Raw genomic sequence first — 23,892 nt, forward strand, 5'->3', positions numbered from 1 at the left:
AGCTGAGTTCCACTCGGCTCGTATCAGCTCATCCGAGTTCGCCCCGCCCGTAAGGCCTTTCCGGCCGCGCGGACGGGTCCGCGTCCGGGAATCGCGCTGCCCTCTTCCTCGTCATCCGAAAGGCCTCGGGCCATGCGCAGCACCCTTCTCACCGCCGTCCGCAATCTGGGCATCCTCGCCCACGTCGACGCCGGCAAGACCACCATCACCGAACGCGTCCTGTACGCGACCGGCGCCGTCCACAAACGCGGCGAGGTCCACGACGGCACGACCGTCACCGACTTCGACGCCCAGGAACGCGACCGCGGCATCACCATCTTCGCCGCGGCCGTCAGCTGCTCGTGGGGCGGTCATCGCGTCAACCTCATCGACACGCCCGGGCACGTCGACTTCGCCGACGAGGTCGAGCGGTCCCTGCGCGTACTGGACGGGGCCGTCGCGGTGTTCGACGCCGTCGCCGGCGTGGAGCCGCAGAGCGAGTCGGTGTGGCGCCAGGCCGACCGGTACGGAGTGCCGCGGATCGCGTTCGTGAACAAGCTGGACCGGGCGGGCGCCGATCTCGACAGGGCCGTCGCCTCGATCCGGGAGCGGCTCGGCACCGTACCCCTGGTGGTCCAGTTGCCCGTGGGGAGCGAGGACGCCTTCACCGGTGTCGTCGACCTGCTCGCCATGCGCGCGCTGATCTGGAGCGCCGGCTCCGACGCGTACGAGGCCGGTCCCGTCCCGGAGTCGCTGCGGGAGGAGGCCGCGAGGCGTCGCCGGCTGCTGGAGGAATCGGTGGCCGAGCTGCACGCGCAGGCCCTGGAGGAGTTCTGCGCGACGTCGGCCCTGACGGAGCGGACCCTGGTCCGCGCCCTGCGGGAGCTGACGCTGAGCGGGGACGCCGTGGTGGTGCTGTGCGGGTCGGCCTACCGCAACCGCGGGATCGAGCCGCTGCTGGACGCCGTACTGGCGTACCTGCCCTCGCCGGCGGACATGCCGCCGGTCCGGGGGACGGTCGCGGGCGGCGCGGAGGAGGAGCGCGCCCCCGACCCCGCGGAGCCGTTCGCGGCCCTCGCCTTCAAGGTGACGGCCACGGCCACGGGCCGGCTCACCTACGTACGGGTCTACGCGGGCACGTTGCGCAAGGGCGAGTCCGTACTGGATCCGGCGACGGGCCGCACCGAGCGGGTCGGCCGGATCCTGCGGGTGCAGGCCGACCGGCACGAGGAACGGGAGGAGGCGCGTGCGGGCGACATCGTCGCGGTGATCGGGCTGAAGGCGGCCCGGGCGGGCACGACCCTGTGCGCGCCGGGGGCGCCGCTGATCCTGGAACCGCCGTCGGTCGCGGACCCGGTGGTGTCGGTGGCGGTCGAGGCCCGGCGCAGCACCGACACGGGGCGGCTGGCCTCGGCGCTGGCGCGGCTGGTCGAGGAGGATCCCTCGCTGGTGGTGCGCTCGGACCCGGAAACGGGGCAGACGGTGCTGTCGGGGATGGGTGAACTCCATCTGGAGGTGGCGGTGGAGAAGGTCCGCCGCGCCCACCGGGTGGAGATCGAGGTCGGCCGCCCGCAGGTCTCCTACCGGGAGACCGTCGTGCGCGGGGTGACCGGCCTGGTCCACCGGCACGTCAAACAGGAGGGTGGTGCGGGGCAGTTCGCGCACGTCGTCCTCGACGTCGAGCCACTGGAGGAGTCCGTGTTCGAGTTCCGGTCGACGGTCGTCGGCGGGCGGGTGCCGCAGGAGTACGCGCGTGCCGTGGAGGCGGGCTGTCGGGACGCCCTCGCCGCGGGACCACTCGCCGGCCACCCGGTGACGGGCCTTCGGGTCACGCTCACCGACGGGGCGACCCACTCCAAGGACTCCTCGGAGCCGGCGTTCCGCGCGGCGGGCCGGTTCGGCCTGCGCGAGGCGCTGCGCGCGAGCACGATGGAGTTGCTGGAGCCGGTCGCGGAGGTGACGGTGACCGTTCCCGAGGAGTCCGTGGGCGGCGTCCTCGGTGATCTCGCGGCCCGCCGGGGCCGGGTCTCGGCGTCCACCGCCGGGGCCGGGGCCGCCGTGGTCACCGCGGTCGTGCCGCTGGCCGAGCTCTTCGGCTACGCGTCGCGGCTGCGCGGCCGGACCCAGGGCCGGGGCACGTTCACCACCCGGCCGGCCGGTCTGGCGCCGGTTCCGTCCTCGGTCGCCGGGGCGCTGCCGACCCGGTAACCGCCGGCACCACGCCCGGTAGGACCCGCCCGTCCCGCTCCCCGGGACGGGCGGGTCGTGCGGGGGCCCGGGCACTAGGCTGCGGAGCCCGGGATCTTCGTACACAGGCAAGGTGAACATGTTCGAGTCGGCGCAGGACAATCCGTACCCCGACACCCACGTCCTCGGCGAGGGGCCCGAGCCGCATCCGCTGCTGGCGCCCGTGCTCCCCCTGATCGGGCGCTGGCACGGCCGCGGCGAGGGCCAGTACCCGACCCTGGAGAAGGACTTCCGGTACGAGCAGGAGATCGCCTTCAGCCACGACGGCCGGCCCTTCCTGCGCTACGAGGCACGGGCGTGGCTGATCGACGGGGACGGGGCGCCCGTGCGCCCGGCGGGGCGCGAGGCGGGTTGGTGGCGCGTGACGCCCGACGCGGGCCTGGAGGTCGTGCTCGCCCACCCGACCGGCATCGTCGAGACGTACGTCGGGCGGGTGTCCGGCACGGAGATCGAGATCGAGACGAAGGACGTGGCGCTGACCCCGCTGGCCAAGGAGGTCACCGGCACCCGGCGCCACTACGCCCTGCACGAGGGCGGGATGACGGTCACCCACGACATGGCGGCGGTGGGGCAGCCCTTGCAGCACCACCTCACCACCCGGCTGCGCCGGATGCACGGCTGAGATCACCCGGGTGCCCGGCCGGGGCTGCCGGGCGCCGCGCTCCGGCTCTTCCATAGTCGTCGCAGACCGTACGGAAGGTGACGTGACGATGGTGGATCCGGGACGACGGGCCGCGCTGGCGGCGTTTTCGCTGGCGGCGGCCGCAGGACTGGCGCCGTGTCCGGCCGCGTCCGCGTCGGGGCGGACGGTGCGGCGCTCCGGCTGGGCGCCGCCCGGCCCGCGGCCGCCGGCGGAGCTGTTGGGCAGTGAGATCCGGCGGATCCCCACGTCCCGCAAGGTGGTGGCGCTCACCTTCAACGCCGCCTGGGACGAGAGCGGGATCGACACGGTCCTCGGCGAGTTGCGCCGCCGCAAGCTGTCCGCGACGTTCTTCCCGACGGGGCGGTTCGCCGAGGAGCACCCCGCCGCGGTCCGCGCGATGGGCGCCGCGCACGGCCTGGGCAACCATTCGCACAGCCACCCCTACTTCGACGACCTGAGCACCGCGGAGCGGGCGGACGAGGTGCGCCGCGCCGACGCGGCGATCCGCGCGGCCTCCGGGGCGGAGCCGCTGCCGTTCTTCCGGTTCCCGTACAGCGCCACCTCGGAGGAGTCCGTCGCGGACGTCAACGACCTCGGGTACGCGGCGATCGAGTTCACCACCGACACCAACGGCTACCTCGGGCCGGCGGGCGGCATGAGCGTGGACGAGGCCGTCGAGCGGGCCGTCGACGCCCTCGCCCCCGGCGCGATCATCCAGATGCACGTGGGCAGCACCGGCGACGGGGTCGTCCTCGACGCGCAGGCCCTCCCCCGGATCGTCGACGCCGTCCAGGAGGAGGGCTACGAGGTCGTCGACCTGCGCGGGCTGCTGCTCAGCCCCGCAGCGGGTCGCTGAGTTCGGCGCAGCGGAGGGCGGCGGCGAGTGCCCGTTCGTCGCCGACGTCGAGCGCCGTGTCGGTCATCTTGATCACGTGCTCGTCGCCGTGGGCGAGTGCGCGCTCCATGACCTCCTCCCCCGTGAGCCGCACGCGCGGGCTCGTATACGCGACCGGTTCCGCAGGGGCGTACATCGCCGTCACCGCGGCGGAGGCCGTCCACGCGGCGTGCAGGCTCGGCGCCCACAGCTCGCGCGGAAGGGCGGGGAGGGTGCGCAGCACCGCGTTGGGGGCGGTCGCCGCGTGGACCATCATCGTCGCGTTGCCGTGGCCGTGCGTGGCGTAGCGGTGCGTCGCGGCGCGCACCAGCTCGGTGAGTCGCCGTCGTGCTTCGTCGGGGTCGGTCGTGGCGTCCTGCCAGGCCGGCAGCCGGTCGACGCGGGCCAGTCGGGTGGGGAAGCCGCCGCTGGGGTCGGCGATGGGCGGCACGGAGTCGAGGGCGGCCAGGGCGTCGACCCCGGGTGCGGCGGCGAGCGTCGTGATTCCGGTGACCGGCTGGTGGCGGGCGGCCCAGTAGCCGAGTCCGTGGGCGAGTTCGGTGAGGCGGGGCGGGTTCTCGCCGCTCAGGGTGAGCGCGCGGACGGCGTGGCCGACCCGGATGACGGGGTGGGTGGAGCCGCCGTACATGCCGGGCAGCAGTCGCGGCCACCAGGTGGCCAGCAGCTCCCGCCAGGGCCGGTCCGCGATCTCCCGGGTGAAGTACGCGATCCAGTCGGCGGCCCGGCGCGGGTCCCCGAGCGCCTCGGGCCAGTCGGCCCCGGTGACGGGGGCGAAGGGGGCGGGGAACTCCTCCAGGTGTGAGGAGTAGAGGTCGAGCCAGCGGTGCACGTCGGCCGACCGGCCGTGCGAGGCGAGGGACTCGACCACCATGGGGGCGTGGTTGGTGAGGCGCCCGAGGCGCTCGGGACCCGATGTGTGCAGTCGCTCCAGGGCTTCGTCGAGGACGCCGCTCGCGTTGTCGATGTTCATACGCGCACGGTATGCGCGGCGGGGGGGTCCGCGCACCGGACCTCGGAACCCGCCCGCCGCGCCGCCCGGTTAGGTTGTCGGGGTGGACCGACGGCCTGTCAAACTCATACTCGATGTCCTGCTCGTCCTGGTCGGGGCGCTGTTGGCCATCACGACGAACTACGCGACCAGCGAGGACGGTGAAATCCCTCTGCCGTTGCGGCTGTTGCGCACCTGGTCGGTGCCGCTGCTCGGCTTCGGGGTGCTGGCGCTGGTCGTCGGCCAGGTCTGGTTGCACCATCTCGACCGGCCCGCGGCCGTCCGACGGACGTGGACGTCCGGGCAGCCTCCCTATCCCGGCCTCGAAGCCTTCACCGAGGCCGACGCGGCCGTCTTCTTCGGCCGCGACCGCGAAGTCGCCGAGCTCGTCGGCCGGTTGCACCCCGCGGTGCCCGGGCGGGCGGCGCGGTGCGTCACCGTCGTCGGGCCGTCGGGCAGCGGCAAGTCCTCCCTCGTACGGGCCGGACTGCTGCCCGCGCTGGCCCGGCGGCGCAGGCGGTGGGCGGTGGCCGAGCCGTTCTCGCCCGGTACGGACCCGGTGGGCGCGCTGCGCCTCGGGCTGGAGCGACTGCCGGGCAACCGGCCCGCGCTGTTGGTCGTCGACCAACTGGAGGAGCTGCTCACGCTGTCCGGTCCCGAGGAGCGCGCCGCGTTCCTCGACGTGCTGCGCACGGCCCTGCGCGAGGAGCCGCAGCTGTGGGTGGTGGCCACCCTGCGCTCGGACTTCCTCACCGGTGTCCTGGAGGGCGGGCTCGCCGAGCTGGTCCGGGACACCATGGCGATCGGGGCGCTCGGCCGGGAGGAGCTGTACGAGGTCATCGAGCGGCCCGCCGAGCAGGCCGGTCTGTCCTTCGCCGCGGGTGTCGTGGCCCGTATGGTCGACGACTGCGGGGGCGGCGACGCCCTGCCGCTGCTGGCCTACACCCTCCAGGAGTTGTACCTGCGGGCGGGTGGCTCCGGGGGGACGGTGAGCCACGAGACCTACCGCGCGCTGGGCGGGGTTTCGGGAGCCCTGTCCGAGCGGGCGGACCGGATCACGGCCGAGCTGGGCGCGCGGGCCCCGGTCCTGGACACGCTGCTGCGTTTCGTCACGGTCGACCGGGACGAGCCCACCCGGCGGCGGGTGCCGCGCGCCGAACTGGGGCCGGCGCAGCGGGAGGTCGCCGACGCCTTCGTGGCGGGACGGCTGCTGACGGGCGACGGCGGGACGCTGGACGTGGCGCACGAGGCGCTGTTCCGGCGGTGGCCGCCGCTGAGCCAGGCGGTCGCCGCCCGCGCCGACGAACTGCGCCGGCGCACGGAACTGGAGCGCTGGGCCCAGGACTGGGAGCACGCCGGCCGACCGGACGCGTACCTGCTGACCGGGGAGCGGCTCACCCTGGCCCGGCAGTGGATGGAGGGGTCCGCCCCGGCGCTGGGTTCGGCGCCGCTGGTCGCGGAGTTCGTGGACCGCTCGGCGCGGGCGGACCGGGCGACGATGGCGCGCGCGGCGGACGCGGTGGCCGTGCGGCTGCTCGAAGGCGCGGACCGCCGGCCGGAGCAGGCCATGGCGGCCGGGGTCGCCGCGGCGCGGGAGTACGGGCTCACGCCGGCGCTGGCACAGGCGCTCCGCACCGCCGTGGGCGCCTCCCGACTCCGGGGGGTGCACCGGGGTTTCCGCGCCTCGGTGACGGACGCGGCCTGGTCGCCCGACGGCGGGTGGCTGGCGGCCTCGTCGGGGGACGGGGGCCTGCGCGTGTGGTCCGTGGCGGACGCGGAGGCCGACATCGCGGCGGAGCCGGCCGTTCACCTGCCCGGGCGCGACTGGCTCCGCTCCGTGGTCTGGTCGCCCGACGGGACCCGGATCGCCTGCGGCGCCCGCGAGGGGACGGTGCGCATCTGGTCCACCGCCACGTGGGCGCCGCTCGCCTCGCTGCGGCACGGGCACGGCGACCGTACGGAGGGGGTGACCGGCATCGCCTGGGCGCCGGACGGCAGCCGTCTCGTGTCCGTCGGCAGCGACCGGGTCCTGCGCGTCTGGGACACCGACCCGGCAGGCGCGTACACCGAGGTGGCGTCGCTCCAGGGGCACGTACGCCAGGTGTGGGCCGTGGCCTGGTCCCCCGACGGCCGGTGGATCGCCAGCGCGGGCGAGGGAACCGTCGTACGGATCTGGGCGGCGGACACCGGGGAGACGGTGCGCGAGCTGCGGGACCATCAGGACACGGTGGAGGCCGTGTGCTGGTCCCCGGACGGGAGCGGGCTCGCCTCCTCGTCCAAGGACCGTACGGTGCGAATCTGGTCCACCGACACCTGGACCGTCCGGCACCGGCTCGACAGCATGGACGGCCTCAACTGCCTGGCCTGGTCACCGGACGGGCGGCGGCTGGCCGCGGGCGACCAGGACCGCGGGGTGCGGGTCTGGCGGCTTCCCGAGGCACCCCAGGCGCCCGCGGCGGAGGCCTCGCTCTGGCTGAGCGGCCACACCGACACCGTGTACGCCGTCTCCTGGTCCCCGGACGGATCACGGCTGGCCAGCGCCTCCCGCGATTGCGCTCTCGCCGTGTGGGACGCCGGCGAGCGGACCACCGGCCTGCGCGGCCACGAGGATTCGGTGTGGCACGCCGCCTGGTCCCCCGACGGGGGGCGGCTGGCCAGCGCCTCGCAGGACGGCACCGTACGGCTGTGGGACCCGCGCTCCGGCCGGCAGACGGACCTGCTGCGCCCCGGGGCCGAGGTGTCGGACGTCGCCTGGTCACCCGACGGCGCCCGGGTGGCGGCGGCCCTGCGCGACGGCCGGGCCCTGCTGTGGGGACCCGGGGCGGGCGGTTCCCGTACGGAGCTGCTCGGGCATCGGGACGAGCTGTCCGACATCGCGTGGTCGCCGGACGGCACGCGGGTGGCGACGGCCTCGCGGGACAGCACCGTACGGATCTGGGACGCGGCCACGGGCGCCGCGTTGCGCGTCCTGGAGTCCGGGTCGCGCGTGCGCGGCCACGACGACTGGCTCACCGGGGCGGCCTGGTCGCCGGACGGCCGGCTGCTCGCCACCTCCGGCGCCGGGTGGACCGTCGTCGTGTGGGACACGGAGACGGGCCGGGCCCGGACCGTGCTGACGGGCCACGCCGACCACGCCTGGAAGGTCGACTGGTCGCCGGACGGCACCCGGCTGGTCACCGGTTCCCGCGACCGCACGCTCCGGCTCTGGGATCCCGCCCTCGGCAGCGAACTCGCCGTCATGACCGGCCACGAGGACCGGGTGCAGGGTGTGGCCTGGTCACCGGACGGAACCCGGATCGCCTCCGTGTCCCGGGATCGTACGATCCGCCTCTGGGACCCGGAGACGGCGAGGCAGCTCGCCGTCGTCGGGATCGGCGGCGACTGGGTCAACAGCCTGGACTGGCATCCGGACGGCTCCCGCCTGGTGACCGCCTCGCGGGACCGCACGATGCGGATCTGGGACGTGTCCGAGACCGACCCGGACGCCCTGTTGCGCCGCACCCGCTCGCGCCTCCTGCACCGACTCTCGGCCGAGGAACGGCGCGCGTTCCTCCTCCCGGACGAGGGCTGAGCCGGGCGGCCGGAAGGCGCGCTAGGCGGCCCAGCGGGCGAGGGTGAAGCCGTCGCCCTCGCGACGTACTTCGACTGCTCCGGAGCCGCCGAAGTGGGCGGGGACGACCAGCTCCCGCTCGTCGGCGGCGCGTTGGAGGACCCGGCGACGGCTGGCCTCGGCCTGGCGCGCGTCCATGCAGAAGCAGCTGTTGCACGCCGGCCCCAGGATCTGCACCGGGCTGTGCAGGAGGTCCCCGACGAAGACGGCCCGGTCGGCGCCCGAGGCGAGCCGCAGTACGGCGGAGCCGGGCGTGTGGCCGGGTGCGGATTCCAGGGTGAGGTTTTCGTCGATGCGGTGGGCGCCGTCCCACAGCAGGGACTGCCCGGCCCGGTGGACGGGCTCGATGCTGTCCTCGTGGATCAGCCGGTCGTCCTCCCGCAGGCCCTTCGCGTACGCGTTGCCGGGGCCGAAGTGGAAGTCGTCGGCTGCCGGGATGAGGTACTGGGCGTTGGGGAAGGCCGGCGCCCACTCCCCCTGTACGCCGACGGTGTTCCAGCCGACGTGATCGGCGTGGACGTGGGTGTTGACGACGACGTCCACGTCCTCGGGGCGGACGCCGGCCCGGGCCAGCTGCCCGAGGAAGTCGCCCTGCCACTGGTGGAACTGCGGGGAGCCGGGCCGTTCCCGCCCGTTGCCCACGCCGGTGTCGACCAGGACCGTCCGCCCGGCGCTGCGCAGCACCCAGGTCTGCAGCGCCATCACCGCCCTGTCGGATTCCGGCTCCCAGTGGTCCGGTGCCAGTTGGTGCTCGTTGTCCTTCCACACCTCGGCCGCGGCGTCCGGTACGAGGTCCCGGGCCGGGACGAAGGGTCCCCGCCACTCCACCACCCGGATGACCTCGACGTCTCCCAGCATCATCCGCTGCGCGCTCTCTTCGCTCATGTCCCCGACTCTAGGAAGCGGGCGTTGAGTCTCTCAATGCCCGTCCGGCTCTTGTGGATACGCGTGCGTCTCACTGCCGCTGCGTACTCTGGTGCGATGGATGTGGTGAGCGACGCGATCGCGACGGTGCGCACGGGACAGGCCTCCTCCAACCGGGTTCGGGTGGGCGGGAGATGGTGCGCGCGGCTGGCCCCGTACGACGGTGCGGGCTTCCACGTGGTCCTGGAGGGGAGCTGCTGGCTGCTGCCCGACGGCGGTCCTCCGGTCCCGCTCGGCGCGGGGGACGCGGTGCTGCTGCCGCACGGCACGGGGCACGTGATCGCCGATTCCCCCGCCGACGCCGCGACGGTGGCGCGGGCCGTGCCGTTCGAGCGGTGGTCGGGCGGGCGGGACCCCGGCGTTCCACGGGGCGCCGGCGTCGGGGAGGTCGAGCTGCTGTGCGGCAAGTACCGGCTCGACCACAGTCGTGTGCATCCGCTCCTGGCGGAGCTGCCGCCGGTCGTGCACCTGCCGAACCGGGTGGGCGTCCGGCCCGAACTACGGGCCGCCATCGACCTGCTGGGCCGGGAGCTGGACGGGCAGCGACCGGGGGCCTCCCTGGCCGTTCCCGGCCTGCTCGACCTGCTCCTCGTGTACATGATCCGCTCGTGGGTGGCCGAGGACACGGCCGGGGCGTGGCCGGCGGTGCTGGGCGACCCGGTGACGGCGGCCGCCCTGCGGGCCCTGCACTCGGAGCCCTCCGCGCCGTGGAGCAACGACCGGCTGGCGGGCGAGGCGGGCGTCTCCCGGGCCACCCTGGCCCGCCGCTTCACGAGGCTGGTGGGCCGACCCCCGATGGCGTACCTCGCCTGGTGGCGTCTGACCCTCGCCGCCGCCATGCTCCGCGACACCCCCGATCCCTTGGCGGCCATCGCCCGCCGGGTCGGCTACGGCACTCCGTACGCCCTGTCGCACGCCTTCAGCAGGGAGTTCGGCACGACCCCGGGGCGGTACCGGGCGGGCGCGGGCTGACGGGGCACCCCGACGCGGCGACCGGACTGCACGGTTCCTCACGGGTCGTAACCAAGGAAATTCGACAGGTAGTAATTGGATGAATCCCTGACTGAATTCCCGTCAACAAGCAAAGTCGTCATATCTCGATTCGATAACGAATCACCCGGGAAGGCCTGGACCAATCGAGTGCGACGCGCGTAACTGGGCTTGTTTTACTGCGAATTGATTGTTCGTCAAATTTGAGGTTCAGGTAACAGAACGATTTCTTGAGCCCCCCTCACCTTTGTCCGAATTCTCCGGCGCATTCGTCTGGCAGGCTTCCGCGCACCCAGTCATCCGACCAACGACTTGAGGTGCCCATGACAGGACGACGCAGACGACACGAACACCGCCGCAAACCGAGGCGGTTGATACTCCTCACCGCCGCCATGGCATCGGCGGCGGTGATCACCGCAGGAATCGCCTACTCCGGCCTCGGCGACGGAGCCGAGGCAGGGGAGGCCTCGGGGGCCGCGGCCGAGACGGCCGTGATGGCCGCCGAGCCCGCCCGGGACCAGGAGCCGGCCCCGCTGTCGGGCGCTCCCGCCAACGAGAACGCCCGCGGCATGGTGTACGACGGCCTCCAGGCCGCCCCCAAGGGCGACCGGTGCGTGGGCGTGTACCGCACCCAGGGCGGTCTGTGCACCCACGGCCCCGACGCCCCGCCCAAGGGCGTGGACATCACGAAGGACATCGCGCCCGCCGTCAAGGAGACGGCCGCCGCCGCCGACCCGGCCCACCCCGCCGTGGACGACCCCTCCACCACGGAAGGCGGCGGGCGTCCTCAGGACGCGCCCGCGGCCGCCGACGCCGGCTCCGCCAAGGCCAAGGCCGACGCGCCCGCCGCCACTTCGGGCGGCGGCCAGACCGTGGCCGCCGGACCGGCGGGCCAGACCGTCCAGTGCGACGGCGACGGCAGCACCGGCAACCGCGTACAGGTCGTGTACGTGCACGGTCCCGGCAAGGACAGGTACGCCCAGTACGCCGCCTCGTTCCGCAAGTGGGCGGCCGACGCCGACCTCATCTACGCGAACAGCGCCCAGGAGACCGGCGGAGTACGCCACATCCGCTACGTGACGGCCGCCGACTGCACGCCGACCGTGCTGAACATCGAGCTCCCGGACTCGGCGCTGTCCGAGTTCAGCGCGACGAACAACGCGCTCGCGGGCAAGGGCCTCGACCGCCGCGACCGCAAGTACATGATCTTCGCGGACACCCAGGTCTACTGCGGCATCGGCACGTTCAACGGCGACGAGCGCCCCGGCCAGAACAACCAGAGCAACTTCGGCCCGTCCTACGGGCGTACGGACTCCGGTTGCTGGGGCGGTCACACCGCCGCGCACGAACTCGGCCACAACCTGGGCGCGGTCAACAACAGCGCCCCGAACACCAGTCGCGGCGCGCACTGCACCGACGAGTTCGACGTCATGTGCTACTCGGACACGCCGTACTACCCGCAGATGCGCAACGTCTGCACCAACCAGGCGTCGGAGAACATCCTCGACTGCAACCACGACGACTACTTCCACACCAGCCCCAAGGCCGGCAGCTATCTGGCCACGCACTGGAACATCGCCGACAACCAGTTCCTGATGCGAGCCAACGGCGGCGGCGGAGGCGGCGGCACCGACCCCACTCCCACGCCGACCCCGACCAAGAAGCCCACGGCGAGCCCGACGAAGCCGCCCACCGGCGGTCCGACGGTGACGGCGGGCCAGATCCGGTCCGACTCCGTCGTGGTCAGCTGGCCGAAGGTCGAGGGCGCCGCCTGGTACCAGGTCCTGCTGAACGGCAAGCACCTGACGTGGGTGCAGTCGCAGTCCCTGCGCATCTACAACCTGCGCCCCGACACCTCCTACAAGGTCGCCGTCTCCGTCCGCGACGCGTCGGGCCGCGACAGCGGGCCGGGCAAGACCGCGTCCTTCCGTACGACGTCGGGCACGGGCGGCGGTGGCGGTTCGACCACGGCCCCCGGTACCAAGTACACGCTCGGCAACGGCAGCACCGGGATGGCCGCGGAGCTGTGGGGCGGCCGCACCGCCGACGGCACCGTCCTCGTCGGTGGCCGCGCCAACGGCTACGCGCAGCAGCAGTGGTACTTCGACGACGCGGGCAACGGACAGGTCCGCATCAAGTCCGCGGTCTCCGGCAAGTGCCTCCAGCCCGGCGGCGCCCCCGCCGCGGGCATGTGGATCGCCCAGCAGCCGTGCGGCCAGAACACCGCGCAGAACTGGAAGGTCTCGTCGAAGGCGGGTGCGGTGACGGTCACGGACCCGAGCGGCGGCTTCGCCCTCACCGTCAGCAGCCGCCCCTACTACGGGAACTGGCTGCTCGACCTCCAGCGCGCGGACGGCCGCGCGACGCAGGTCTGGAACCTGCAGAAGGCCGGCTGACGGCCTGACGGGCCGATGCCGTGATTCCACCCGGCGGACGGCCGCCCCGCGCGGCGGCCGTCCGCCGGACCCCTCTTTCCCGAGCGGAGACGCGATGACACGCACCAAGATCGCTTTCCCGGCCGTACGGGCCACCGTAACCGCCGTATTCGCCGTACTCGGCCTCATGTTCCTGACACCCGTCGTGGCCCACGCCCACGGGGACACCGTGAAGGTGGTGGTGACGGGGCAACGGGAGGGCCGGGTGACCGCCGACATCACCTGGGAGAACGACGGGGACGCCATCGAGGAGGCCGTCGCCGCCACCGTGAACGCGACGAGCCCCGACGGCTCGCGCACGCTCGGGCCCTGGCGCCTCGTCCGCGCCGCCGGCGCCTCGCGGGCCGCGTGGACCACGGCCGAGGCCCTGCCGCCGGGTTCCTGGAAGGTCAGCGTGGACGTGGGCTTCCCGTCCCTCGGGCACGGGGAACTCGAGGTGGCCGTACCGGTGGTGGACCCGGCTCCCGCCACGGGCGCACCGGCGCCCACCGTGGCGACCTCGGCCCAGCCCTCGACCCAGCCCTCGACCCCGGCCGGCGCTGCCGCGCCCGTGACCGCCTCCACCCCCGCCGGCGCCCAGGCCGGCGCCGGGGCGACCGAGCCGGCCGGGGACGACGCGGACTCCGGCCTCTGGTGGACGACGGCGGGCGTGGCGATGCTCGCCCTCGCCGGGGCGGCCACCGGAATCGTGATCCGGCGCCGGCGCCGACTGCGCCTCAGGTGACGTCGGGATACAGCCCCAGGTAGCGGTACGCGCCGGATTCGACGCGGTAGAGGTGCGACACCCGCGTGCCGGTCAGGTCGTGGGTGTCCGCGTCGAAGGCCAGCGGTTTGGCCAGGCCCTCGTGGGTCTGTCGGGGGAAGCGACGGGCCAGGCCCGCCCTGTCCCGGGCGTCTTCCCCGAGTCCCGTCAGGCAGGCCGCCAGCAGGCCCACGCCGTCGTACGCCTCGACGGCCCAGCGGGCGGGCACCTCCCCGTACGCGGCCCGGTACGCGGAGACGAACCCGGCGGCGGCCGGCACGGCCGTCGGGTCGGTGAAGAAGGCCCCGATCTCCCAGCCCTCGGCGGCGGGTCCGGCGGCGGCGAGGAACTCGGGCTCCATGATGGGCTGGATGCCCGCCCGGGGGCCCTGGAACCCGGCGTCGGCCAGGGCGCGGGCCAGGAGCCCCGCGCGCTGCGGAGAGATCCCGGCGTACACCACCGCGTCCGCCCCGGCGGCGGTCAGGTCGCGTACGGCGCCCGCGAAGTCGGAGCCGCCCGCGGGGATCCGGTGGACGCTCACCGAACCGCCGGCCGGGGGGCTCTGCTGGAGCTCGCGGGAGATCCGCCAGCCCTCGTCGCCTCCGGCCGCGTCCTGGACGGCGTCCTCGACGACCGCGGTCCGGCGGGAGGGCCGTACGTTGGTCAGGTAGTGGATCACGGGGTTGACGATGTGGTCCCATGAGGGACGGGTCGGGCAGAGCGTCCGCCATCTGCGGAACTGGGCCTCCTCCAGGCCGTTGACCGACACCAGCAGCAGGGTGAGACCGGCCGTGGTGCACGTCTCCGCGAGGTCGGGCACGGCTGCCTCCCAGGTGGGTCCGGCGAGCGCCAGCACCGTGGGATCGGCGGCCAGTTCCTTGACGGTCCGCGCGGCGCGCGCCCGGTCGCCGCCGTCGTCGGCGACGCGCAGGGCCAGCCGGAACGCGGCGTCCTTGCCTGCGTTGTGCCGGTCGACGGCCAGCCTCATCCCGCGCTCGTGGGCCCGGCCGGTGGCCTTGCCCGGTCCCGTGAGGTCGGCCTGCAGGCCGAGGGTGAGCACGGGCAGGTCCCGTCGGGAACCGGCCGGTGGTGTGCCGGCGCCGCGCCGGGTGCCGAACCAGGCGACCGGCGCGCCGACCGCGAGCAGGGCCCCGCCCGCCGCGAGGAGCCGCCTGCGCGTGAGCTTCCCCGTTCCGGCCTCGGCGGTGTCGAGCCTGGTGGGTTCGGGGGCGGGGAGGTCCAGGGCCCGGGTGGAGCGTTCCGCGATCAGCCGGGGCAGCGGGGCCGGCAGCCAGTCCCGGCCGTCCTCCTCGTCCGGGCGGCCCCCGGTGAGGAGGGCGGTGAGTTCCGCGAGGGTGGGCCGGGCTCCCGGCTCCTTCAGCAGGCAGGCGCCGACGGCCTCCAGCAACTCGGCCGGCAGGTCGTCCAGTTCGGGCTCGTCGTGGACGGTGCGGAAGACCACCGCGGCCGCGTGGCCGCCGCCGAAGGGACCCCGCGCCGTCGCCGCGTACGCGAGGACGCAGCCGAGGGAGAAGACGTCCCCGGCCGGGCCCGGCACGGGGCCGCCCGCGCGGGCCAGTTCCGGCGCCAGGTAGCCGGGGGTGCCGACGACCGCGTCCGCGGCCGTCAGGGTGGTCGCGCCGGCCGCCCGCGCGATCCCGAAGTCGATCAGACGGGGGCCGTCCGGGGCGAGCAGTACGTTGCCCGGTTTCACGTCGCGGTGGACCAGCCCCGCCTCGTGCACCTCCGCCAGGGCCTCGGCGAGCCGCGCCCCCAGGATCCGTACGCTCCGGGCGGGCAGCGGACCGTATCCGGAGACCGCCTCCGACAGGGACGGGCCGGGGACGAACGGGGTGGCCAGCCAGGGCTCGCGGGCCTCCGGGTCGGCCGCGATCACCGGCACCACCCAGCGCCCGGTCAGTCCCGCCGCGGCCTCGGCCTCGCGGCGGAACCGGGCGCGGAAGGCGGGGTCCGCGCCGTGGTCGGCGCGGATCACCTTGACCGCCACGAGGGTCCCGGCGGGGGAACGGCCGAGGTAGACCGTGCCCATGCCGCCCGAGCCGAGGCGGCCCAGCAGACGGTTTCCGCCGATCGCGGCCGGATCGGCGGGCAGCAGGGGGCGCATCGTCCGCTACGCCGGTGGGGCCTGGCCGGCCGGGCCCACGTAGTGGATCCGGCCGCCCTCGATCCGGTGGGCGTAGTACGTGTTCCCCTGCACCTGCTGGTACTGGTCGAAGGTGTACTCCTTGGTCAGGCCCCGGAAGGTTCCCTTGCCGAGGGCGGCGAGCAGGTCGGCGCGGGCCGGCCGGGCGCCGCCGGCCGCCGCCGTCACGAGCCGGTCGACGACCAGTCGGGCCGCGTCGTAGGCCTCGGCCGTCCAGGCCTCCGGCGCCGTGCCGTAGGCCGCACGGTGGGCGCGGGCGACGTCCGCGACCTCGGGGGCTTCGGGCCCGGTGTAGGGGGCGAGGAACTGCCAGCCCTCGGCCGCCGGGCCCGCGGCGGTCAGGAACTCGGGGCCCACCAGGGTGTAGTCGGCGGCCCTGGGCCCCTTGAAGCCCGCGGCGGCGAGCAGCCCGGCCGCCTTGGCAGCGCCCGCCGGGGTGCCGGAGTAGAAGAAGGAGTCGATCCCGTGGGCCAGCATGTCGTCGACGATCGGCGACAGGTCCCCGGCGCCGCGCGGCACGACCCGTCCGTACGACGTGGCCTGCGGGGAGACGAGGGCGAGGCTGCGGTTGCCCTGCAGGACCGCCTGCCAGCCCTCGACGTCGCCGGCGCGGTCGCAGAGCGCTCCGAGCCGGCGCGCGCCCTGGACTCCGGCCAGTTGGAGGTTGACGGCGAAGCCCTGGCCGAGGGAAAGGGCGCTCGTCTGGAAGAAGCTGCGCCGGTCCGTGACGCCGAAGGAGGTCGCCAGGGCCGAGACGGTGAGGAGGGGCAGCGCGGCCTCTCCGTACAGCTCCAGGCAGGGGGTGACCGTGGCGTTGCCGGTCGGGCCGATGACGGCGAGCACGTCGCGGTCGGCGATGAGACCGGCGGCGGCGGCCGCGGAGCGGTCGGCCCGGCCGGCGTCGTCCGCGGTGGCGACGGTGAGCGTGAAGGGCTTGTCCCTGCGGGAGTTGAAGGCGTCGACGGCGAGCCGTACGCCGCGTTCCTGGGCCTGCCCGAGGGCCTTCTGCGGGCCGGAGAGGTCGGCCTGCACACCGATCACCCACTTGCGGGGCGCGGGCGCGGCCGCCTTCTTCGGTGTGCCGTCGTCGCGCAGGGCCAACCAGGTCGCCACGCCGCCGCCGGCCGCGAGCACGGCGCCCGCGGCGGCGAGGCCGAGGAAGCGCCTGCGCGAGGGGGCGGGCTCGGCGCCGGGAGCGGGGGCGGCGTCCGGGTCGGCGACGGTCTCGTCGATGCCGGGCAGGGCGAGCAGCGCGGCGGCGCGCTCGGCGATGGTGGCGACGACCGGGTCGGGCAGCCAGGCGGTGCCCTCTCCGGGGGTGTCCTCGGTCAGTGCCTCGTCGAGTTCGGCCGCGGTGGGGCGGATGTCGGGGTGTTTGGCGAGGCAGGTGCGCAGCAGCGCGGTGAGTTCGGGGTCGGCGAGGACCTCGGGGCCGAACTCGGGCTCGTCGTGGACGGTGCGGTACAGCACCGCCTCCACCGTGCCGCCGCCGAAGGGCAGCCGGCCGGTGGCGGCGTAGGCGAGGAGGCAGCCGAGCGCGAAGACGTCGCCGGCCGGTTCGGCGGGGCGGCCCTCGGCCTGCTCGGGCGGGATGAAGCCGGGGGTGCCGAGGACGGCGTCCGCGGAGGTCAGGGCGGTGTGTTCGCCGCCACGGGCGATCCCGAAGTCGATGAGTCGGGGCCGGTCCATGCCGAGCAGCACGTTGCCGGGTTTGACGTCGCGGTGGACGAGGCCCTGCCCGTGCATCACTCCGAGGGCCTTGGCCATGGCCTTGCCCAGGACCCGTACGGCGCGCAGCGGGAGCGGCCCGTGGGCGGCGACGGCCTCGGCGAGGGAGGGGCCGGCGACGAAGGCGGTGGCCAGCCAGGGTTCGTGGGCGTCCGGGTCGGCGCCGGTGACTCGGACGGCCCAGGGACTGTCGACTTCGGCGGCGATCTCCGCCTCGCGGCGGAACCGTGCGCGGAAGTCGGACTCGTCGGCGTACTCGGCGCGGATCACCTTGACGGCGGCGAGCGCCCCGTCGTCGGTGCGGCCGAGGTAGACGACGCCCATGCCGCCCGCTCCCAGCCGCCCGAGGAGGCGGTGGCCGCCGATCCGGGAGGGGTCCGAGGGGTTCAACCGTTCCATCAGCCCGCCGCCTTTCCGAGCTGCTGCTTGGCCTGGAGCATCATGCGGGCGGTGCCCTGGACGACGAGTGCGCTCAGCGCCTCCTGGGTGAAGCCCGCCGCGGCCTTGCCGGCCACGGCGATGGTGACCGGGCCGAACTGCCCCTGGGACCACAGGTAGGGGTGGGGGCCGCCGTCCTCCTCGCCGACGTACTGGCCGGATTCGGTGAAGGCGTCCTCGGTCCAGCCGTTCAGCTGCTCCCCCTCGTAGAGGGAGGCTCCCCACAGGCCCTTGAGCTCCTCACCCTCGCGCAGCTTCTGGTCGGGGCAGCGCAGGACCTCCTCCATGGCGTGGGCGGTCTCCCAGCCGGAGTCCTGGCGGTTGCGGTGCACGGTGACGGTCACGTTGATCCGCACGCGTCCGCGGCCCTCCTGCGCGGGGAGCTCGAAGTAGCGTGTGCTGGTGGCCAGTACGTCCTCGGGCAGTCCCGAGGTCTGCCAGACGCAGGCCTCGTCGAGGACGGGCCAGCGGCTCGGATCGCTCTCGAACGGCGTCCTGCGCACCATCTCGGGGCCGAACGCCTCCCGGTCGACGACGATGCGGCCGAGCAGGGCGCGGGCCTCGGCCGCCGTCCGGGGCTGCTTGGACTCGTCCACCTCCGGGACGAGAGGGACGGCGGCCGGCTTCGTCGGCGCGGGCGCGGCGGGCGCGCTCGGGCTCCCGCTCGCCGCGCCGGCCGTCGCCGTCGCCGCCGTCGGGGTGCGCTCGCCGGCGCCGCTCTTCGCCCCGCCCCCGGCCGAGCAGCCCGTCAGTACCAACAGACCCGCCGCCGCGCACCCGCAGGCGCGCAGCGCGGAGCCGCCTCCGTATGTCATGTGTCCCCCCTCGGCAGCGATCGTACCCACCACCGCATTGGATCAACTGCCTTACCCTCAAGGGATCTTGGGGTGGAAGAATGCGCCCATGCGCATTCGAGCAGTACGCCGGGACGAGCTGACGGACCTCCAGGACATCGAGAGGGCCGCCGGGCTGTGCTTCCGGGACATCGGCATGCCGGAGATCGCCGACGACGAACCGCTGCCCCTGGGGGAACTGGCCGGCTACCTGGCGGCCGGCCTGGCCTGGGTCGCCGTGGACCACGAGGACGCGCCGCCGGTCGCGTACCTGATCGCCGACCGGGTGGACGGGGCCCTGCACGTCGAGCAGGTGTCGGTGCACCCGGACCACGCGCGCCGCGCCATCGGCAGGGCCCTGCTGGAGCACCTCGCGGACCACGCCCTGCTGGAGCGGGTGCCCGCCCTCACGCTCACCACCTTCGCCGCAGTCCCCTGGAACGCCCCGTACTACGAGCGCTGCGGCTTCCGGCGCCTGGACGACGACGCGCTCACCCCGGGCCTCCGGGAGATCCGGGCGCGGGAGGCGGAGCACGGCCTGGACCGGTGGCCGAGGGTCTGCATGCGCCGCACCCTGTAGCCGTACCCGCACCGCCGTCAGAGGCGTGGCCGTGTGGCGACGACGGCGGTGAGGGTGGCCGGCTGCTCCCATGAGGTGGTCTCGACCCGGGAGAACACCGACTTCGCGAGCACGTCGGTCAGGTCTTCGAGGCGGTCCGGGGAGGTGACCACGGCGACGCCGCCGCGCGGGGCGAGCACGGCGTCGAGATCGGCCAGCAGCCGTTCGCCGTCCATCTCGTGGAAGGCGCCGCCGATGACGCACAGGTCGATGCGCGGCAGACACAGACGGGTGACCGCGGAGGCGTCGCCCTCCAGCCAGGAGACGTTCGGACAGCCTCGCTCCTCGGCGAGCCGGCTCCCCTCGGCGAGCACCGCCGCGTCCGGGTGGACGGCGTAGACGTGGTCGGCCGACGCAGTCAACGACAGGGCGAGCACGCCGGGTCCGGGGCCGGCGCCCTTCGCGCCCAGTTCCAGTACGGTCTGCGAACCGTCGAGCACGAACCGGTCCGCGAGCAGGGCGTGGAGCTGCGCCGGGTACGGCGTCCCGTGACGCTCGGGGTACGCGGCGGCGGACGCGAAAGGCGTGGTCATGGGGCCTCCTTGGCCGGGTTGCTCCGCCGATCGTGGAGCAGTTCCGGATGCGCGGCGGAGGTTGACACCTGATGTCCCCCATATGGATTGCACGTTACGGCATCCGATGGACGGCCGGCGTGACACCCGGCCGAGGAACGCGTGGATGAGCACGGCGCTCTCGGGCCCGCGCGCCACGAGCGGGTCGTGGATCCGGGCGAGGTCCGGTGACTCACCGCCGGCTCCGGCCTCGTCCACCTCGCGGATCGCGACGAGGGGCCCCTCTACCAAACCGTTCAGTTCATATACTGAGGCCCCCTCACGATGCGAAGGACAAGCCCCCATGGACGCCGACACCAAGAACGCCGCGAGCGACGCGGACGCCACGGACGCCTACGGCATCCCGATCATCCCGGACCCGTCCGACAGCGCCCAGCGCAAGCGCCAGGCGATCATCGACGCGGCCGTCGCGGAATTCCTCGCCGAGGGCTACTCGGCGGCCTCCATGGACACGATCACCAGCCGCTCGGGGGTCTCCAAGGCGACGATCTACAAGCACTTCGGCAACAAGGAGCGGCTCTTCCTCGCCGTCATCGCCGGAATCCTGCCCAAGACGTACGCGGACCTCGAATCCTGCAACGCCGACCTCGCCCGGGCCACCGACCTGCGGGCCGCCCTGATCGGGCTGACCGGCGACTTCGCGACCGTGCTGTTGCGGCCCGACATCATGTCCCTGCGGCGCCTGGTCATCGGCGAGATCGACCGCTTCCCGCAGCTCGGCCGGCTCTGGTACCAGGTCACCTACGACATGAACAACGGGCCGTTGACGGAGGCCATCACCGAGCTGGACGGGCTCGGCAGGCTGAACGTCCCCGACCCGGAGCTCGCGGCCCAGCAGCTCATCGCGAGCACCGTCGGCATCCTCCAGCTGGTCCGCACCTTCGGCCCCGACGCCGAGGTCGACCGGGCGGAACTCGGCCGCGTCGTCGCCTCGGGAGTCGACCTGTTCCTCGCGCGCTACGCCGTCCCGCCCAACGCCTAGTGCTCTGACCGGAAAGGTTCACCGCCTCACGACGCCCGGCACGGCACCTCGCCGCGTTGTCGGGCCACGCAAGTACGTCCAGTACGAGCCGTGGCCCTCCGCCTTGCGATGCACCGCACCGGACGCCGCGAGTCGGCAAACCTTTCCGGCCAGAGCACTAGCCGCCCATCGGCAGCAGCTCGGGGCGCTTGGCCGTCCGGCCGTCGCCGGAGGAGCGGCCGCGCAGGCGGCGGCCGAGCCAGGGGCCCAGGAAGCCAGCCAACCAGCGCGCCTCGTCCACCGCCGCCCGCAGCCCCGCGACGGGCGGCAGGGGCGGCAGCGGATCCGCCCAACTGCCGTCGCTGCCGGGCAGTCGCAGGACGTGGGCGAGGGCCGCGGCGATCCGTTCGTGGCCGAGGGGACTGGCGTGGAGCCGGTCCACCGCCCACAGGCGCGGGTCGGCGCCGACGGCCTCGCGGCCGGTTTCGGCGACGGCCACCCCGTGCCGGTCGGCCGCGGCCCGGATGCGGTCGTTGAGCTCGAACACCCGCGGGCGCAGGGGCCGTGCGAGCGGGGCGATCCTGCCGATGTCGGGGAAGGTCACGGTCACCACCTGGGCGCCGGCCTCCGTCAGCGCGGCGAACATCGCCTCCAGGTGCCCGACCGTCCGTGCGGCGTCGAACGACGGCCGGAGCACGTCGTTGACCCCGCAGACCACGCTGGCGAGGTCGGGCTCCATGGCCAGCGCCGGCGCCAGCTGCTCGGCGTGGACCTGGGCCGCGACGCGTCCCCGTACGGCCAGGTTCGCGTACCGGAGGCGCGGTTGGACGGCCGCGAGGTGCTCGGCGAGCCGGTCGGCGAAGCCCCGGTGTCCGACGGTGTCGTCGCCGTCGCCGAGTCCTTCCGTCTGGCTGTCGCCGAGGGCGACGTATCGGAGGTACTCACGGCGCCGGCGCTCACTGTTCGGCACGGGCCGTCCTCCTTTCCCTCAGCACGGTCGCGGCGCGCAGGCACCAGTCCCGGTGGCCCTGCTCGAAGGCGCGGCCGCGCAGGGCGGTGAGGTACCCGCCGACTCCCTTGCCGCCGAGCAGGAACTCCTCCTCGTCCGCTTCGCCGCGCATCTGGAGCAGGAGCGCGTCGAGGAGCCCGATCTTCGCCTCGGCGGCGGCCGCGCGTTCCTCGAGCTGTGCGATGACGGACGCCGTGTCGATGCCGTCGGCGGCCTGGACCTTGACGAGGAGGTCGTCGCGGATGACGGAGGGCTTGGACGCGGCCTCGGCGAAGGCTTCCAGCTCGGCGAGGCCGGCCTCGGTGACGTGGAACAGCCGCTTGTTGGGCCTGCTCTCCTGAACCACCTCGCGGCCTGCCACGAGGCCTTCCTTCTCCAGCTTGGCCAGCTCGGCGTAGAGCTGTTGCGGCAGGGCGTGCCAGAAGTTGGCGACGCCGATGTCGAACCCCTTCGCCAGCTGGTAGCCGCTGAACTCTCCGCCCAGCAGTGACGCCAGCACGGCATGTCTCAAGGCCATGGAAGCAGCCCCTTCCCTTTCCTCGCCCTTCCCTGCATCCTACTCATGAAATTGATTACTCATATTCATGAGTAGGCAACTGACTTCGAGGAGGGGCCGTGGAGACTGCCGAACGCTTCCGCGACGCGGTGGAGAAGCGCGACCTGAGCGTGTTGGACGACCTGTTCACCGATGACATCCGGCTCTACAGCCCGGTGAAGTTCAAGCCCTTCGAGGGCAAGCCGATGGTGCTGGGCCTCTTCGGGGTGCTGCTGCGCACCTTCGAGGACCTGCGGTACGTGGGGCACTTCGAGGGCGCCGCGGAGACCAGCGGGGACGGGCAGGAGGCCCCGTCCGCGATCCTGCCGTTCCGGGCCACGGTGGGCGGCAAGCAGGTGCACGGGATCGACCTGCTGCAGTTCGACGAGGAGGGCCGGATCAAGGAGTTCACGGTGATGGTCCGCCCCCAGTCCGCGGTGCACGTCCTGGGCCAGGCGGTACTGGCCGGCCTGGTCGCCGACGGACTCGTCCCCGACCCCGCCGGCGCGTAGGCCGTTCCTTCCGGATCTTGCCCGACCCGCGTCGCCCGGCAAGATCCGAACGAGACGACCTGGCCCGTCCCGTTTCGCCGGGCCCGGTGGGTCACAGGGCCCGGCTGAACTCCAGTCGGTCGGCGAAGTTCTCGTAACCGGCCCTGGTGAACGCCTTCGCCATGGCCCCGTTGGCCGCGTCGCAGTCCCCACGGATCTCGACGGCGCCGTTCGCCGCGAGGAGGCGCGTGCCGCGGACCACGGCGGAGGCGGCGTAGCCCTTGCCGCGGTGGGCGGGCGCGACCCCGACGAAGCCGATGACGTGGACGCTCGGGTTCCGCGCCGGCAGGCTGGTCACCGCGGCGGTGCCGTCCTCGGCGTAGCCGATCTCCCACCATCCCGGCTCGTGCGCCAGCTCCGCCGTCTCCGCGAAGAGCCGCTCCGCCGCTCCCCGCGCGCCGAGGTCCCGGACGTAGGCGGCCAGGCGGGCGTCCGAGGTCTGGGCGAGCAGCGCTTCCAGCAGGTCGAGGAACGGCTCCGGTCCCAGGTCCGGCAGGGAGCGGAAGGTCAGCCGGGGGTCGTCGGCCGGCAGGTCGGCGGGGAGGCGCAGCCCGAACCGGCGCCCGTCGCGCACCACTCGGAAGCCGGAAGCCCGCAGCAGCTCGCCGCGGCGCTCCGGATCCCGCTGGAACTGCGGTGCCTGCGCGGGCGAGTCGACGACGTGTTCCAACTCGTCCGCGCCGAGTTCGCGCGCGGTGCGGGCCGCCGCGTCGAGCAGCGCGGATCCCACGCGTGCGTCCCCGGCCGGGGCCTCGAAGAGCACGAAGGCGTAGGGAACCGCGTGTCCCGGCAGGGTCCACAGCACCACACTGCCCACGAGCCGCCCCGCGTCGTCTTCGGCGACCAGGCACCAATCGGGTCGGGTGCACTCCGTCTTCAGCAGTTCGTCGAGGTACGCGCGGGTCGCGGCGTTGCGCTCGGGGTCGTCGGGATGCTCGACCAGGGCGGGGAGTTCGTGGGGGCGGGCGGAACGGATCAACGTCACCTGGCAGCCTTCGGGAAGGGGGACACGGTCGGAATCGCACCGAA

At 74.0% G+C, this 23,892-nt stretch carries 19 protein-coding genes; 10 read left to right on the forward strand and 9 right to left on the reverse strand.

Annotated features, from left to right (window positions below; genetic code table 11):
• Positions 1–132: 132 nt before the first annotated feature.
• From fusA to ACFYZL_RS32615, 3 genes are all read left to right on the forward strand, one after another.
• On the forward strand, positions 133–2,187 hold the full coding sequence (fusA, locus tag ACFYZL_RS32605) for an elongation factor G (RefSeq protein ID WP_388683981.1): 2,055 nt from the start codon (positions 133–135) through the stop codon (positions 2,185–2,187).
• Positions 2,188–2,305: 118 nt separating this feature from the next.
• Positions 2,306–2,848, forward strand: a complete 543-nt coding sequence (locus ACFYZL_RS32610; RefSeq protein ID WP_384746318.1) for an FABP family protein — start codon at positions 2,306–2,308, stop codon at positions 2,846–2,848.
• A gap of 88 nt (positions 2,849–2,936) precedes the next feature.
• A complete protein-coding gene (locus ACFYZL_RS32615) occupies positions 2,937–3,725 on the forward strand; it encodes a polysaccharide deacetylase family protein (RefSeq protein ID WP_388684101.1) in 789 nt (262 codons plus the stop codon).
• On the opposite strand, the gene ACFYZL_RS32620 is transcribed toward ACFYZL_RS32615, so the two are convergent.
• On the reverse strand, positions 3,703–4,734 hold the full coding sequence (locus tag ACFYZL_RS32620; protein WP_388683984.1) for a questin oxidase family protein: 1,032 nt from the start codon (positions 4,732–4,734) through the stop codon (positions 3,703–3,705). The two genes, ACFYZL_RS32615 and ACFYZL_RS32620, sit on opposite strands and share 23 nt — an antisense overlap.
• Before the next feature lie 82 nt (positions 4,735–4,816).
• Between ACFYZL_RS32620 and ACFYZL_RS32625 the strand changes: the two genes are divergently transcribed.
• Positions 4,817–8,323, forward strand: a complete 3,507-nt coding sequence (locus ACFYZL_RS32625; RefSeq protein WP_388683985.1) for an NACHT and WD repeat domain-containing protein — start codon at positions 4,817–4,819, stop codon at positions 8,321–8,323.
• Positions 8,324–8,344: 21 nt separating this feature from the next.
• On the opposite strand, the gene ACFYZL_RS32630 is transcribed toward ACFYZL_RS32625, so the two are convergent.
• Positions 8,345–9,247: an MBL fold metallo-hydrolase gene (locus ACFYZL_RS32630; protein WP_384746275.1), complete on the reverse strand. Its 903-nt coding sequence runs from the start codon at positions 9,245–9,247 to the stop codon at positions 8,345–8,347.
• A 96-nt stretch (positions 9,248–9,343) separates the two neighbouring features.
• Between ACFYZL_RS32630 and ACFYZL_RS32635 the strand changes: the two genes are divergently transcribed.
• The 3 genes from ACFYZL_RS32635 (at position 9,344) to ACFYZL_RS32645 (ending at position 13,435) form a co-directional block, all read left to right on the forward strand.
• The gene (locus tag ACFYZL_RS32635; RefSeq protein ID WP_384746274.1) at positions 9,344–10,258 is read left to right on the forward strand and encodes an AraC family transcriptional regulator; all 915 of its coding nucleotides are present in this window, start codon (positions 9,344–9,346) and stop codon (positions 10,256–10,258) included.
• A gap of 410 nt (positions 10,259–10,668) precedes the next feature.
• On the forward strand, positions 10,669–12,672 hold the full coding sequence (locus ACFYZL_RS32640; protein WP_388683987.1) for an RICIN domain-containing protein: 2,004 nt from the start codon (positions 10,669–10,671) through the stop codon (positions 12,670–12,672).
• A gap of 94 nt (positions 12,673–12,766) precedes the next feature.
• Positions 12,767–13,435 (forward strand): hypothetical protein, encoded by a 669-nt coding sequence (locus ACFYZL_RS32645; RefSeq protein ID WP_388683990.1) that lies wholly within the window; start codon positions 12,767–12,769, stop codon positions 13,433–13,435.
• Here ACFYZL_RS32645 and ACFYZL_RS32650 read toward each other — a convergent pair.
• The 3 genes from ACFYZL_RS32650 to ACFYZL_RS32660 are packed head-to-tail and all read right to left on the reverse strand — an operon-like array spanning position 13,428 to position 18,598.
• Entirely contained in the window at positions 13,428–15,578 is a 2,151-nt protein-coding gene (locus ACFYZL_RS32650; protein ID WP_388683992.1) for a bifunctional serine/threonine-protein kinase/ABC transporter substrate-binding protein, read from the reverse strand. The two genes, ACFYZL_RS32645 and ACFYZL_RS32650, sit on opposite strands and share 8 nt — an antisense overlap.
• Positions 15,579–15,584: 6 nt before the next feature.
• Positions 15,585–17,744: a bifunctional serine/threonine-protein kinase/ABC transporter substrate-binding protein gene (locus tag ACFYZL_RS32655; protein WP_388683993.1), complete on the reverse strand. Its 2,160-nt coding sequence runs from the start codon at positions 17,742–17,744 to the stop codon at positions 15,585–15,587.
• Positions 17,744–18,598 carry a hypothetical protein gene (locus ACFYZL_RS32660; protein ID WP_384755973.1) on the reverse strand — a complete coding sequence of 285 codons (855 nt, stop codon included), beginning with the start codon at positions 18,596–18,598 and terminating at the stop codon, positions 17,744–17,746. The genes ACFYZL_RS32655 and ACFYZL_RS32660 overlap by 1 nt, the downstream gene beginning before the upstream one ends.
• An 88-nt stretch (positions 18,599–18,686) precedes the next feature.
• Between ACFYZL_RS32660 and ACFYZL_RS32665 the strand changes: the two genes are divergently transcribed.
• On the forward strand, positions 18,687–19,196 hold the full coding sequence (locus ACFYZL_RS32665; RefSeq protein WP_384755976.1) for a GNAT family N-acetyltransferase: 510 nt from the start codon (positions 18,687–18,689) through the stop codon (positions 19,194–19,196).
• A 17-nt stretch (positions 19,197–19,213) separates the two neighbouring features.
• On the opposite strand, the gene ACFYZL_RS32670 is transcribed toward ACFYZL_RS32665, so the two are convergent.
• Positions 19,214–19,768 (reverse strand): class I SAM-dependent methyltransferase, encoded by a 555-nt coding sequence (locus ACFYZL_RS32670; RefSeq protein WP_384755979.1) that lies wholly within the window; start codon positions 19,766–19,768, stop codon positions 19,214–19,216.
• A gap of 322 nt (positions 19,769–20,090) precedes the next feature.
• Here ACFYZL_RS32670 and ACFYZL_RS32675 point away from each other — a divergent pair, with 322 nt between their 5' ends.
• Positions 20,091–20,789 carry a TetR/AcrR family transcriptional regulator gene (locus ACFYZL_RS32675; RefSeq protein WP_384755981.1) on the forward strand — a complete coding sequence of 233 codons (699 nt, stop codon included), beginning with the start codon at positions 20,091–20,093 and terminating at the stop codon, positions 20,787–20,789.
• 157 nt (positions 20,790–20,946) lie between these two features.
• Here the strand turns inward: ACFYZL_RS32675 and ACFYZL_RS32680 are convergent, their stop codons facing one another.
• Positions 20,947–21,738 (reverse strand): SGNH/GDSL hydrolase family protein, encoded by a 792-nt coding sequence (locus tag ACFYZL_RS32680; RefSeq protein ID WP_384755984.1) that lies wholly within the window; start codon positions 21,736–21,738, stop codon positions 20,947–20,949.
• Positions 21,725–22,294 carry a PadR family transcriptional regulator gene (locus ACFYZL_RS32685; protein WP_388683998.1) on the reverse strand — a complete coding sequence of 190 codons (570 nt, stop codon included), beginning with the start codon at positions 22,292–22,294 and terminating at the stop codon, positions 21,725–21,727. The genes ACFYZL_RS32680 and ACFYZL_RS32685 overlap by 14 nt, the downstream gene beginning before the upstream one ends.
• Before the next feature lie 98 nt (positions 22,295–22,392).
• Here ACFYZL_RS32685 and ACFYZL_RS32690 point away from each other — a divergent pair, with 98 nt between their 5' ends.
• Entirely contained in the window at positions 22,393–22,824 is a 432-nt protein-coding gene (locus ACFYZL_RS32690; RefSeq protein ID WP_384755990.1) for a nuclear transport factor 2 family protein, read from the forward strand.
• A 91-nt stretch (positions 22,825–22,915) separates the two neighbouring features.
• On the opposite strand, the gene ACFYZL_RS32695 is transcribed toward ACFYZL_RS32690, so the two are convergent.
• Entirely contained in the window at positions 22,916–23,848 is a 933-nt protein-coding gene (locus ACFYZL_RS32695) for a GNAT family N-acetyltransferase (protein ID WP_388684000.1), read from the reverse strand.
• Between the last annotated feature and the right edge of the window lie 44 nt (positions 23,849–23,892).

Source organism: Streptomyces sp. NPDC001717 (genome assembly GCF_042892775.1).
Lineage (GTDB): Bacteria > Actinomycetota > Actinomycetes > Streptomycetales > Streptomycetaceae > Streptomyces.